Below are 13900 nucleotides of genomic sequence, written 5' to 3'. Positions count from 1 at the left end.
TGTGTCGCTGGCGGAAAAAATTAGCTGGCGTTCGCCACTTCAGAATTTTCGCCAAACTTCTCTTTCATATGTGACTCAATCTCTTCCAGACTCTTGCCGCGCGTCTCAGGCACCATCGCCATAACAAAGATCAGCGAGCCTACGTTGATCGCAGCGAAGATGAAGAAGGTGGTGCTGCCGGCATATTCCATGATCGGCGGGAAGCCAAAGGCGACTATCGCGTTAAAGATCCACTGTAATGAGACTGCACCACCGGTTAACACGCCACGCAACTGCATCGGGAACAGTTCCGACATCATCAGCCAGTAAACCGGCGAGATGCACATCTGCATACAAAACAGGAACAGCAGAATACAGCCCAGGGCAAGGTAGCTCTGCATCAGGCTCGGGCTGATGAAGGTCATCACCACACCGAGCAGAACCTGCGAAGTGATCACCAGACAGAGGCCGGTAATCAGCATCGCCCGGCGCGGGAAGCGGCTGACCGCCCAGATACCGACAATGGCGGCCACAACCGAAACTACCCCGTTACCGATGGTCGCGGCAATTGAGGCGCTGGTGCCCAGTCCGGTCTGTTTAAGGATGATCGGAGTGTAATACATAAAGCCATTCACCCCGGTGAACTGGGCAACAAAGCCCAATCCAACACCGATGATCATCAGACGGATCACCCATTTCTCGCGGATCAGGGTTTTTGCATCAGGTCCGCGCTCTGCCGCCCTTGCCTGCTTCTTCATCTGCGCCATTTCATGACGCACTTCACGCGGCGTTTCGCGCAGGTATTTGAGGATTTTTTTCGCTTCTTTAAGGCGGCCTTCGGCCACCAGCCAGTGAGGCGAGGCTGGCACAAAGAAGGTCCCGATGAACAGCAACAGGCCCGGCACCATGGCGATCGCCAGCATGTAACGCCACAGATGCTCATCGTGCAGCAGATAGCTCAGCAGAGTACTGGCTACGTAGGCAATCAGCTGTCCGGTAACAATCATCAGCTCATTACGGCTGACCAGCGGCGCACGCAGGCGTGGCCCGGCAATTTCAGCGATGAACACCGGCACGGTAGACGATCCCCCGCCGACCGCGATACCGAGCAGGAAACGCATCGCCACCATCACATTGACCGACGGCGCCAGCGCCGTGCCCAGCGAGCCAAGCACAAACAGCACGGCCAGACTGCGCAGCGTGATGCGACGCCCGAAGCGATCGGAGAAGAAGCCGCTCAGGAACGAGCCGATAGCCGCGCCGAACACCAATGAGGAAGCCACCAGTCCTTCAGTGAAGGAATTAAGCCCCAATCCGCCCTGATCCGGCGGTGAGGTCATATAAGGTAAGGCACCCGAAATAATCCCGGTGTCATAACCGAAAGCCAGCGCACCCATAGTGGCCACCAGCACCACTAAAAAAATACGCTGGCGTACCGTATCGGCAGGCGCGTGTTCGCCCGCTTCACCAGAATCTGGTGTATTCGTACTCATAATTACCCTGCCATTAACAAGTTAAACATCCGCTGATTAAATTTCATACGGAATAGAAATGGAACATATTTACCGATTGGGAGATGAAGTGTAGACGGTATTTTTGAATTAGCTTTAGCAATGCGCTTTTTCTGACGGGATATTTAATTACAAAACGGTGTGCTGAAATATGACCGGCAGCAGGGCCGGTATAGTGATGATGCGAAACTTAATTTAACATTATATTAACTCGTTAAGCTCGCTCTGAATCCAGCAAAGGAAGTGGCTGACGCGGGGAAACTGTGCAAATCCGCGCGGGTAGACCAGATGGTGCGCGCTGACCGGCAGGCTGTAGTGCTCAGGCAAAACTCTGACCAGTTTACCGCTGCGTAAATAATCTTCCGCCAGCAACTCACTTTCAAAAATAAGCCCATGGCCCAGCATGGCTGCTTCCAGGCTCATATAGGAACGGTCAAAGCGAAATAGCCATTCATTATCTGGCTGGGGCAACTGCTGAGCAGCAAACCACTGCGGCCACTGAATAAGCGGTGATTCCGATAATATCAATGCATGATTAATTAAATCACCGGCCTGAGTAACCGGATGACGGGCTAAATAATCGGGCGAAGCCAGTACCGACATTCTTTCATGGCGGATGGTTTTAATATCGAATGATTTCCAGTCCGGAAAACCGTGACGCACCGCAATATCAATATTATCGCGGCTGAAAGATAAATTTTCGTAGGAGCAGGAGAGCGTCAACTGGAATTCGGGATAGCTGTCACGGAATTTATGGATGCGCGGCAGCAGCCACAGCAGGCCAAAACTGGGGGCACAGTGAATGCGTAAATTGCTGCGTGCTTTCTCATTGCTGATGCGCGCCGTCGCCTGCGCCAGACCCAGTAGTATCGGGCTGATTTCTTTCAGGTAATGTTCGCCCGCCAGCGTCAGCACCACTCCTTTTGCCGAGCGATTAAACAGGATGCAGCCCAGTTCCCGCTCCAGTTTTGCCAGCTGATGACTGGCCGCGGAAGGCGTAATGCTTAATTCTTCCGCCGCGCGCGCCACATTGCCAAAATGAGCAACCTGCTCAAAAACCCGCAGCGATTTAATCGACGGTAAGTGGTCCGCCTGCTTATCCATCTCTTTCTCCATGCCAAAAATTTGTGATGTATGCCCATTTTTAAACCGCAGAAATGTTAACTGCATCAAACCAACAAATTCATTCAGCATCAAATGAATTTTTTTGCATTGCCAATATCGATGGCTTTATCAATTCTGATCGTGACCCTGCCGGTAGGCATACCGAACCACTAATAATTATTCTTCTGGAGTGGACCATGTTACTTGAAAATAAAGTTGCGATTATCACAGGTGCGGCTTCTCAACGCGGCATCGGCCGTGCAACAGCCGCCTGTTTTGCTCAACACGGTGCCCGCGTCGTGGTACTGGATTTAGACCTGCAGGCGGCCAGAGCCAGTGCGCTGGGGTGCGGTGATGGCCATCTGGGGCTGGCCGCAGACGTGACCGATCCGCTTTCGGTGCGCCGGGCGATTGAGCAGGTGCTTGAGCACTACGGCCGCATTGATGTGCTGGTCAACAATGCCGGTATCACCCAGCCGGTAAAAACGCTGGACATTAGCGTGGAAGATTACAATCGCATTCTCGATGTGAACCTGCGCGGCACGCTGCTGATGTCACAGGCGGTGATCCCCACCATGCAGCAGCAAAAAAGCGGCAGTATTGTCTGTCTCTCCTCCGTCTCCGCGCAGCGCGGCGGCGGTATTTTTGGCGGTCCGCACTACAGCGCAGCCAAAGCCGGCGTGCTGGGCTTAACCAAAGCGATGGCGCGCGAGTTTGGCCCCGACCAGATTCGTATCAATGCGATTACCCCCGGCCTGATCCAGACCGACATCACCGGCGGCCTGCTGCAGGATGAGCGCCGCCACGCCATCATCGACGGTATTCCGCTTGGCCGCCTCGGTGCAGCCAGCGATGTCGCCAATGCTGCGTTGTTTCTCGCCAGCGATCTCTCCGGTTACCTGACCGGCATCACGCTGGACGTCAACGGCGGCATGCTGATCCACTAACGAGCGCCCTGCCCTGCCCGCACTCGGCGGGCTTATACCGGGAGTGAATACCATGACCACGCTTAACCTGAGCGCAGCCTCTGCTGCGCGCGATCTCACCTATCGCAAAATTGCCTGGCGCTTAATGCCCTGGCTGATGCTGTGTTATCTCTGCGCCTACCTTGACCGCGTGAATGTCGGCTTCGCTAAATTACAGATGATGGACGACCTGTCGCTGAGCGAAACGGTCTACGGACTGGGCGCCGGGATCTTCTTCATCGGCTACTTCTTTTTTGAAGTTCCCAGTAATCTGATCCTGCATCGGGTCGGCGCTCGCCGCTGGATTGCCCGCATCATGATCACCTGGGGCCTGATCTCGGCGCTGTTCGCGCTGGTTGAAACGGCATGGCAGTTCTATCTGCTGCGCTTCCTGCTGGGTATCGCCGAGGCGGGCCTCGCACCGGGCTTGCTGCTCTATCTCACCTATTGGTTCCCCTCCTACCGACGCGCCCGCATGACGGTGCTGTGGTTTATTGCCATTCCGCTCTCCGGGATGATCGGCGGCCCGCTCTCTGGCTGGATTATGGCCACCTTTGCCGGCTTTCATGGCTGGGCAGGCTGGCAATGGATGTTCCTGCTGGAGGCTATCCCAACTATTGCAATGGGTGTAGTGGTGCTGCTGGTGCTGAAAGATCGCGTTGAGCAGGCGGACTGGCTGGATGATGAGGAAAAACGCCGGGTTCGCGCCGATCTTGATGAGGATAATCAGCAGAAAGCCTGTCACAGCACGGTAAAAGCGTTTATCGCAGATAAGCGCCTGTGGCTGCTGGCGCTGATTTATTTTTGCGTGGTGATGGGCCAGTACGCCCTGACCTTCTGGTTGCCCACCCTGGTGAGAAACTCAGGCGTCAGTCAGCCGCTGCATATTGGCCTGCTGACCAGCCTGCCCTACCTGTGCGCCATCATTTTTATGCTGCTGGCCGGTCGCAGTGGCGATCGTCATCGTGAGCGCCGCTGGCATCTGGTGATCCCGATGCTGGTGGGGCTTATCGGCTTGTCGCTGGCGACCTTAATGAGCCACAGCGTCTCTTTATCACTGCTCTCGCTGTGTATCGCCGCCGCCGGGATTCTTTCCGCTTCTTCGCTGTTCTGGATGTTGCCAACCAATCTGCTGGGTGGTGTTTCTGCTGCCGCAGGTATCGCCGCCGTCAACTGCATTGCCAACCTGGCAGGTTTCTTCTCGCCGTGGCTGATAGGTGCCATCACCACGGCAACCGGCTCGCCCGCGACGGGCATGTATTTTATTGCTGCCGTACTGTTGGGTGGTGCGCTGTGCGTGCTGCGCATCCGGGCAGCAGACGTTAATCGTTAAACAGGAGGTAACATGACTGACCATCTGCACGCATCTTCCGGTCTTTCGCTGCAACAACGCGCCACCAATATCCGCCGCCATGCCTTACTGATGGGTCAGGTACAGGGACAGGGCTATATCGGCCAGGCCCTCGGTGCAGCCGATTTACTGGCGGTTAGCTATTTTCACGCCATGAACTATCGTGCCGACCAGCCTGACTGGGAACAGCGCGATCGTTTCTACCTGTCGATTGGCCATTACGCTATCGCGCTGTATGCCGCGCTGCTGGAAGCGGGTGTGATACCGGTAACGGAACGTGAAACTTACGGCACCGATGAAAGCCGCTTACCGATGTCGGGAATGGCAGCCTATACCCCAGGAATGGAGATCACCGGTGGCTCACTCGGTCATGGGCTGGGTATCGCCGTTGGTGCCTGCCTCGGACTGAAGCAGAAAGGTTCGACGGCGCGGGTTTTTAACCTGCTCTCTGATGGCGAGCTTAATGAAGGCTCGACCTGGGAAGCGGCGATGTCTGCCTCGCACTGGCAGCTGGATAATCTGATCGCCATTATCGACGTCAACAACCAACAGGCCGATGGTCACAGCAGCGAGATTCTCGCCTTCGAGCCGATCGTCGATCGCTGGCAGGCCTTTGGCTGGTATACGCAGCGGGTTGATGGCAATGACATTACAGCGTTACAGACAGCCTTTGATGCCGCCTGTAGCTGGCCGGCGCCGCAACCCCGGGTGATTATTTGCGATACCCGGATGGGTAAAGGCGTCTCTTTTCTGGAGAGTCGTGAGAAAACGCACTTTATTCGGGTCGATGCCGATGAGTGGGATAAAGCCCTGACCGCGCTAGAGCAAGGAGTCTGAGATGAATTCACAACCACAGAAAAAACGCCTGACAACCTCAGCAATGATTGCGTCGATCGCCGCCGAAGGTCAGCCCACGGTCTCTGCACCGTTTGGACATGCGCTGGTCTCGCTGGCGCAGCAACGGCCTGATGTGGTCGGTATGACGGCTGACCTGAGCAAGTACACCGACCTGCATCTGTTTGCTGATGCGTTTCCTGAACGCTTCTATCAGATGGGTATGGCGGAACAATTGCTGATGAGCGCAGCGGCCGGGATGGCGCGCGAAGGCTTTACCCCGTTCGTCACCACTTATGCCGTGTTTGCTTCACGCCGGGCCTATGATTTTATCTGTATGGCAATCGCCGAAGAAAATCTGAACGTCAAAATTGCCTGTGCGCTGCCCGGCCTGACCACCGGTTACGGCCCCAGTCATCAGGCCACCGAGGATCTGGCTATCTTCCGTGGGATGCCTAATCTCACCATTATCGATCCCTGCGATGCGCTGGAGATTAGCCAGGTGGTGCCCGCCATCGCAGAACATCAGGGTCCGGTTTATCTGCGGCTGCTGCGTGGTAAGGTCCCGCTGGTGCTGGATAAATATGACTATCGCTATCAGCACGGTAAAGCTCAGCGTCTGCGTGGCGGTAAGCATGCGGTGATCATCAGCAGCGGGTTAATGACGATGCGGGCGCTGGAAGCCGCCGAGGCGCTGGAGAAACAGGGCATTGAGGTGGGGGTGGTGCATTCACCGGTCATCAAGCCGCTGGATGAAGCGACCATCCTGCGCGAAGCGGGGGAAGCGGTCGACATGAATCGGCTGGTGATCACGGCTGAGAATCACTCGGTAGTAGGCGGGTTAGGCGAGGCGATTGCCGGGGTACTGATGCGTAATAATGTCACGCCGCGCTTTAAACAAATCGCACTGCCGGATGCGTTTCTGGCGGCAGGTGCATTGCCAACGCTGCATGATCGTTATGGCATCTCTACCGAGGCGATGGTCAAGCAAATCACCGCCTGGCTGGCGGGCTAATCCGCATCGAAACCGGGCCTGGCCCGGTTTTTTTTTCTTCTTTCTGGTTTCTGCTTCCTGCAATTTTCTTCAGCCCGCTATCTCTGAATTCCCGTTCCGTCGGAGATGAGCGATTAAACGGCGCTCATCCGAACCTTCTCTACTGATTGCAGTGGTCAGCGAATTTCTGACAACAAAGCATAAGCTGAATTCTGCGCACCACTGGGCAACAGCGTTTGTTCTTATCCGGTTCAGGCAATGGAGTCCGGATTTTCAATCGAAAAACGCTATTCACTGTAAACAGCAAACGGAGCAGTTATCGATCTGCTGCCTGCGAGCAGCGGCAATGAAGGTGGCCGCGAGGCTGGAGCAGTGTTATCCAAAGCACCGTTACCGATCGCAGTGAACGTCAGTTTGCAGCGCAGGAACCGATATCGTTGTTCGGTCTGGTGGACATATCCTGATGACAACATGTTTTATGAGACTGAGCCAGCAGCCGCAAAATGCACGATCGGCAATCGTCAGAATAACGGGCAGAGAGTGAAGTTTTTTAATCCAAAAAAAGTTATCCACTTTTTCTGTGGATAACTGAGGGATATTTTCTGAGTATCTTTTTTCTCTGGGCTTACGCGGCTTCGCTGCTGACCTAAAATGCATATTTTATTTACTCGTCGCTTCGTCCGGGCGCACAGGATCAAGCTTTTAAGGCGTGAAATAGTGGCGATTTCAGGCTGAAATTCATAATATTTATGTATTAAAAACAATCATTTAATAACGAAATAGCCCTGGCGTATAAATTTATTGCCGGCAGCGGCCTTTACAGTAGCCGGATTGTCAGGGACAGAACCGGTTTCAGCGAATGTAAAATTAAGGTTAAGTGGTTACTAATGAACCAGCTGGCTGAATTTTTTTATTGCAAAGCGGTGATTGTTTTGGGCTGGCAGACTGAATAAAAACGTGCAGAAAAAAATGTAATCTGCCGCTTTGGCTCTGGCTCTGGCTCTGGCTCTGGCTCTGGCTCTGGCTTTGGCTTTGGCTTTGGCTTTGGCTTTGGCTTTGGCTTTGGCTTTGGCTTTGGCTTTGGCTTTGGCTTTGGCTTTGGCTTTGGCTTTGGCTTTGGCTTTGGCTTTGGCTTTGGCTTTGGCTTTGGCTTTGGCTTTGGCTTTGGCTTTGGCAGGGAAGTCTGCCATTTCGCTGGCGGTGTGAAATGAAATCTGGCGATTTCAGCCTGAATTTCACTGCCATATATCAATTTTAATTCAAATATATCAAATACATACAACATTACTCATAAATGAAAAGCTGGCGATTTCAGCCTGAAATTCACCTTCAGAGCAGGACGCAGCGAATTTTTGCTGGCTGCAGACATAAAAAAAGCCAGCGACGAGCGCTGGCTTGATTGTCCGATGAGCAATTAACGAGAGAGATATTTTTTCAGTGTCTCAGCAATGACTTTATCCAGCTCTTCCTGCAACTCTTTCGACTGGCGATTAAACTCATAGCTAAACATCCGACCGCGAACCTTCTTACGGGCAAAACGATCTTTGTCAGCAAATGACCAAAGCGTTGTCGCCTGCGTTTTATCTTTTTCTGGTTCTTTTATCAATGTCTGGCTGCCATGGCGAATCAAACGCAGGATATGGTTTTTAAGCTCATCCTCAGCCAGACCATCACGCGAACAGATCACATCAATTTCCATCGAGATTGAATCAATTAGCGCTTCAACCGTTTGTCCGGATTCACTGAGTTTATCTGCAGCCTGCAACAACGCTTTGTAGTCTGGATAGGTTAGCTCAGAATGGTTGGGGAACAGCGAAATCAATTCAGCCGGAACGCTGGCCGCCTGTAATGCTCGCGTCACTTTAGCCTGCGATAAACCCTGATTCTCGGCGATCTCTTTCTGCGACAAACCGCCATCTTTTAGCGCTAACAGCCGCATGCCCACTTCACGTAGATTGTGTTCACGCGCAGTCTGAATATCCTGCGCCAGACGACGCGCCTCATCAGCGCTGATTTCTGCATCGCTGATCAGAACATCAAGACCGGTTTTGCAATAAATTGCCGCAGCACGACGACGTGAACCATCGAGGATTTCTATCCGGTCGTTTCGCATTATCCCGATAGCCGGGAAGAACTGTTGCAGTTTTATGGTGCGAATAATGTCACGCAGTGAATCCGGCGTCAGCCCGGCCTGGTCGCGGCCGTTCGTTTCCATCGTAACAAAGGTTTTAGTTTCAACTTCATTTGCGGCGATGCGCTCAAAGCGAAACAGTGCGCGCTTGCCGGTAGCCAGCACAAAGGTCTGGCTGTGCTGGTCACCTTTGTTGTCATTATCCAGCGGAGTCTGGCTGAAGGTTCTGCCAATCGTAATTCTTTTTGCGCTCATACAAACCTCAGTTCAGGCGAATAAATTCGATACGGTCAAAAACCGCTTTAGCGAAATCCTCAGCAGCCGAACGCGCATTTTTTAATGCTTCGCTACTGCCGACATAAGTCGAAGGATTTGCTGAGATCACGGTGTCGAATGATTCACCGCACCGTTCGAAGCCGTCAAGACGGGGAAGGGCTGCGTCCAGCATGTCTCCACCAAAGATTTCTTTGGCGAGGCTATGACACAGTTTGTGATCCGCCTTGTTTGAGAGTTTCGACATAAAGCCGATGTTGCCTTGCAGCCGACAGGTTGCTCCCGAGTCTTCAATGATGCCAATCAGCTCTGGCAAACGGGTGAGGTACTTCAGGGTTGAATGGAAATCAACCTGAGCAGGCGGTACCGGCGTCATCAGCAGGTCTGACGCGGCAATAGCGTTCTTCAGGAAAGCGTCCAGATGGGGACCGCTATCAATAAAGATGAAGTCATAATCCTTCTTCAGTTTAGCGATGACGTTGTCATACAGCACTGAATGGACGTTTTGACCGGGCAGATGCTCAGCGCATAATTCATCCCAGCGTGAGGCAATAAAGGCGTCGTCGATAGATGCCGGCAGCACATCAACGCCCGGGATGATCGATGAGACAATAAATTCATTCACCAGCTCATCGCGGCTGACATTTTGCAGCATGGCCTGTGCCGCAGTTGCTTCCACCAGGCCAACTGAACGCTCGTGATTCAAAAACATGGTGGCCGATGACTGCGGATCGAGATCAATCACCAGTATGCGCAAATCTTCAAACAAAAGATGGGGATGGGCGCGCAGCGCGTGTGCCAGCGAAACGGTGGAAACCGTCTTAGAGACGCCACCTTTCAGGTTACCCACGAACAAAGTATAAGCATCAGCGTGACGGTCACGGTACTTAGGCACACCGCGGTGGTGGTAAATGTCGATGATGTTTTGAATCGACATCGCATACTTTACCGATGAACCGGCTGCGCGTTTATCAAACTGGTAGCCACTCTCTTCCATCTCATTAACCGCGTAATCCACACTGGCACGGGTCAATTTAGGCAACTTGGCTAACGCCGCTTTGGCATAGACCTGATAATAAGTGTTTTCGTGTAACTCTTGTTTTTGCGCCTGAATTTGCTCGGTTAGGCTTAGCAGCATGCGTTCTGAACGCTGCGCCACCTTCATTACCTGCTTATCATCGTTAGCCATAGTTGCTCCAGACATGTAGGATTTATGACTTTATACAGAAATCCTGCACATGAGGCAATAATTTATCTTCTCAACGTAAAGCTCGTATTTGTGTAGTCAGGCTGGTTATGGTGAGCTTCATCACATTATCGTCGCTATGCTGATTTACTTAAAGCCTCTCCAGTGAGCTGAACGTTCACTGTAAACAGTAGATCGGCTTCAGAACATTCACTGTAATCAGTAACCGGTAGGGTCTGGCTAAGGTAATGAGGATTGAGTTTGCCGGTTAAGGAGAGAACAGGGCACAAAAGGAAGAGGGGAGCGGGACTGGCAGGGAGAGCAGGGAGAGCAGGGAGAGCAGGGAGAGCAGGGAGAATAATAGTCCGGAACGGGTTCAAACATTCACTGTAATCAGTAGCACCTGTCAGCATGGTAGTAGCGATATGAGCAGAAGCCCCCGGCAGTGACCGCTGAACGGTGCCTTTACTGGCTTTTCTGGGGGAACCATACGTAGCTAAGCACGGTGATGAATTGATGTCACCCAGCACTCAGCACCCAGCACCCAGCACCCAGCACCCAGCACCCAGCACCCAACACCCAACACCCAACACCCAACACCCAACACCCAACACCCAACACCCAACACCCAACACCCAACACCCAGCATTATGGCATTACGAGAAACGGTTTATGTAACGTTCACTGTAATCAGTAAAATCCACCGACAAAGCTTTGCAGCATGATGCGACCGGCAACGAAACTTGCTGAACGTTCACTGTAGTCAGTAACCGGGTGACTGTTGGCGATAATGCAGCAGGGAAATCCGGCAAACATTCACTGTAATCAGCAAATCTCAGCAGGCGTCAGGCTAACTGTTTAATCATTGAGCGCTGACTAACTGGCTGGCTCTATTGCTGACAGAGATGAAGAGCGAGCAAAGCGTCAAACGTTCACTATAATCAGTAGCGCAGCATTATCATGACAACTCAGCGTTCACTATAATCAGTAAAATATACGCGCGTTGCTCGTAACGTTCACTGTAATCAGTAAACCACCTTCGACAGAACGGCGGGCTTATTCAAAGTGCATCAGACATGCAGACTGTCACCCGGCTGCCATCCCGCGTAATGCAGGCACCCAAAAGGCATACAGCGCCGTGTGTTGGCTTGACCTGTCTGACCTTTGAAACGAGACCTGAACTGAGCTTAGCGCTTCTGGCGTTGATTCTGAGGCATCAGATGTGGCCCCTGAACGAGAGCCGTAGACCTGTCGCTAACTTAAAGCGCTAAACCCAGCGAGCAGGATCCTCAGCCTTTGCCGTATGCCTTAAGCGCTATCCCAGCGTGCAGCATCCTCAGCCTTTGCCTCGTGCCTTAAGCGCCGAATCGACCAGCACAACCGCAGTTTTCCAGCCCGTGAGCTTGCCTGCTTATCGTGAGGCGTGAGCTTTCAATCCTGAGCCCTGACACTGACATGGATGCAAAACCGTGATGTCTTAACCTACGCTTTGAGCCTGAAAATTTAGCTCGTAGCTCGTAGCTCGTAGCTCGTAGCTCGTAGCTCGTAGCTCGTAGCCAGAAGTCACAATCATTAACCCTACGCCCGCAACCCTTAGACTTTATTCCAGAGCTTCAGCATTACGCCTAAGCAGTCAACGTCAGACCGCCTGCCACTCATGGAGCAGAGCAGAGCACCATCAGCTTTCCAGCCAGTCACAGCTACGCTCAAACAGCTGAACTAATTACCACGGATGAAGCCGATCAGCCCGTAATCCGCATTCAGAATCGCAACCAGACATTCACTGTAATCAGTAGTCCGATTAGCTCGTTCTCTTTCAGCCAGCACAACGCCACAAACATTCACTGTAATCAGCAGACCATTCACTGTAATCAGTAGGACATCCTGGAAACGCTTTCGCTTTGCTGCCATAAGCAGCGTTTTATTCACAGCGTATCCAGCCGGAGAACAAACCGTGCGCAACGTTCACTGTAATCAGTAATCCATCCGGTTTCCTTGCCATCACTTACGGCGGAGGTCACAACAATCATGTTGGCAGCGATGCTCAGTCACGTCAGGGGAGGCGGGCACAGGTCTTTAACGTTCACTGTAATCAGCGATTTTGCGAACCCTGTCACGTTTGTCACTGATTATCCTGAAAAACTTTGCCGGTAAGCGTAATAGCCTGCTCAAAGGCACTGAGTCAGTTAATAATCTTATAGCTCAGTGATTTAGGCCCTATCATTCACTGTAATCAGTAATGCGCTGTGGTAAAGGGTTCACTGTAATCAGCAGACCCGCGTTTACCTGCCGGGAACATTCACTGTAATCAGTAAAGCGGGTAAACGCAGCGACCGGCATGAAGAAAACAAAATGAAGCGAGCACTCACTAACCAGTAAAGAACTGTTATTTAATGATTTTCATTAACACCCCCGCAGGAGGATCTATTCGCCTGATTGAGGTTTGCTGATTACAGTGAACGTTACTGATTGCAGTGAACAGTGACAGGGGAACTGATTACAGTGAACGGGAGGGAAAAACGGGGAAAAGACGCAGTGTCACGTTTCGGCTGAAAGTGACACTGCAACGCACAGTAACTGATTGCAGTGAATGGTGAGGTCAGTCGTCGAATTCAATCTCATCCAGCGAGTCAATGCTCTCCAGATTACTGATGCCATCAAGTTTCGGCGTACGGCTGTGGATGATAAAGAATACCGAGCGGCCGCGTTTCACCTCTGAATAATCAAGATAACCAATCTCTTTCAACTGCTCCATTGCACGGCGCACTACGTGATTTTGGGTGGTGGTTTTAGAACCGAGGTTCAGACGCATCCGCAAACGAGCGAGGGAGATGGGTGCAGGATTGGTCGGCAGACTTTCGAGGAAAGTATAAAGCGCCTGCGCTGACTCTTTACGCTTGAGCCGTGAGATAGCCCGCAGCTGCAGTAAGACCTTGTGATCGAAGTTATACAGTTCAAATAGCTTAGGATCGGCCTGAATACGAACGATGTCTTTCTCACGGTCGTAATAGGCGGACTGCACCAGGTGCGTATGGTACGCCTTGCCATTGCCTTCAAAAGAGAGGGTATTGGTCGCAATACGACGCAGAGAGGCATCCAGTCGCTTACGCAACGCGGCAGAGGAGTTGGCAGAAGGAATGCCACACATCTTCACAAAATCGATAAACGGCAGCGTCACCGTGTCGCCTTTGGTCGGATAACGCGAAAAGGACTGGATAATGCCAGCCCAGGTTTTAAAGTCGTTATCCATATCCAGTCGCGCGCCGGTGATGGTAATCTTTTCATAGCCTTCGGCTTTCACCAGCGAGAGGTTTTTCAGCTCCTTGGTCGCATCGGTTGAAGCCATCGCACCCGATTTACCGCGCGCAGTCGATTTCAGCGTCGGAACAAACAATCCTAACCGCATTAAGGCAACAGGCTGGACCGTATTATTCTTGTTGGGATGAAGCTGAATAACTTCACCACTGTTTTTGGTCACCGACAGAAAAGGTTCTAGTAACGCTTTGTTTTCACTGTCTTTATCTGCCATGGCTTGAGATCTTCATTCTGTGGATGAAAGGGATCGTTTTCTG

General features: G+C 52.3%; 12 protein-coding genes. 4 read left to right on the top strand and 8 right to left on the bottom strand.

The window, feature by feature from the left end:
* Window positions 1–20: 20 nt before the first annotated feature.
* Together AC6I8I_RS19960 and AC6I8I_RS19955 are read right to left on the bottom strand one after the other, a co-directional pair.
* Window positions 21–1472, bottom strand: a complete 1452-nt coding sequence (locus AC6I8I_RS19960) for a sugar porter family MFS transporter (protein WP_312055546.1) — start codon at window positions 1470–1472, stop codon at window positions 21–23.
* A 219-nt stretch (window positions 1473–1691) separates the two neighbouring features.
* A complete protein-coding gene (locus AC6I8I_RS19955) occupies window positions 1692–2594 on the bottom strand; it encodes a LysR substrate-binding domain-containing protein (RefSeq protein WP_312055545.1) in 903 nt (300 codons plus the stop codon).
* A gap of 197 nt (window positions 2595–2791) precedes the next feature.
* On the opposite strand from AC6I8I_RS19955, the gene AC6I8I_RS19950 reads away from it, so the two are divergent.
* The 4 genes from AC6I8I_RS19950 to AC6I8I_RS19935 are packed head-to-tail and all read left to right on the top strand — an operon-like array spanning window position 2792 to window position 6759.
* Window positions 2792–3541 (top strand): SDR family NAD(P)-dependent oxidoreductase, encoded by a 750-nt coding sequence (locus AC6I8I_RS19950; RefSeq protein WP_312055544.1) that lies wholly within the window; start codon window positions 2792–2794, stop codon window positions 3539–3541.
* A 52-nt stretch (window positions 3542–3593) separates the two neighbouring features.
* Window positions 3594–4892: an MFS transporter gene (locus tag AC6I8I_RS19945; protein WP_312757730.1), complete on the top strand. Its 1299-nt coding sequence runs from the start codon at window positions 3594–3596 to the stop codon at window positions 4890–4892.
* Between the two features lie 12 nt (window positions 4893–4904).
* Complete coding sequence (locus tag AC6I8I_RS19940) at window positions 4905–5747, top strand: transketolase (protein WP_497828781.1); 843 nt, start codon at window positions 4905–4907, stop codon at window positions 5745–5747.
* Window position 5748: 1 nt separating this feature from the next.
* Complete coding sequence (locus AC6I8I_RS19935; protein ID WP_497828780.1) at window positions 5749–6759, top strand: transketolase family protein; 1011 nt, start codon at window positions 5749–5751, stop codon at window positions 6757–6759.
* An 863-nt stretch (window positions 6760–7622) separates the two neighbouring features.
* On the opposite strand, the gene AC6I8I_RS19930 is transcribed toward AC6I8I_RS19935, so the two are convergent.
* The 6 genes from AC6I8I_RS19930 to AC6I8I_RS19905 form a co-directional block, all read right to left on the bottom strand.
* The gene (locus tag AC6I8I_RS19930) at window positions 7623–7928 is read right to left on the bottom strand and encodes a hypothetical protein (protein WP_497828779.1); all 306 of its coding nucleotides are present in this window, start codon (window positions 7926–7928) and stop codon (window positions 7623–7625) included.
* Between the two features lie 224 nt (window positions 7929–8152).
* On the bottom strand, window positions 8153–9124 hold the full coding sequence (locus AC6I8I_RS19925; protein WP_312055540.1) for a ParB family protein: 972 nt from the start codon (window positions 9122–9124) through the stop codon (window positions 8153–8155).
* A gap of 7 nt (window positions 9125–9131) precedes the next feature.
* A complete protein-coding gene (locus AC6I8I_RS19920) occupies window positions 9132–10331 on the bottom strand; it encodes an AAA family ATPase (protein ID WP_046289285.1) in 1200 nt (399 codons plus the stop codon).
* A gap of 687 nt (window positions 10332–11018) precedes the next feature.
* Window positions 11019–11144, bottom strand: a complete 126-nt coding sequence (locus AC6I8I_RS19915; protein ID WP_256377456.1) for a hypothetical protein — start codon at window positions 11142–11144, stop codon at window positions 11019–11021.
* 903 nt (window positions 11145–12047) lie between these two features.
* A complete protein-coding gene (locus tag AC6I8I_RS19910; RefSeq protein WP_312055539.1) occupies window positions 12048–12257 on the bottom strand; it encodes a hypothetical protein in 210 nt (69 codons plus the stop codon).
* Window positions 12258–12927: 670 nt separating this feature from the next.
* Window positions 12928–13857 (bottom strand): RepB family plasmid replication initiator protein, encoded by a 930-nt coding sequence (locus AC6I8I_RS19905; RefSeq protein ID WP_031376864.1) that lies wholly within the window; start codon window positions 13855–13857, stop codon window positions 12928–12930.
* Window positions 13858–13900: the final 43 nt, after the last annotated feature.

The organism is Pantoea sp. X-Soil-YNGN-775 (assembly GCF_059730575.1).
The sequence above is the reverse complement of the archived record's forward strand: the minus strand, read 5'-3'. Positions and strand labels throughout refer to the sequence as shown.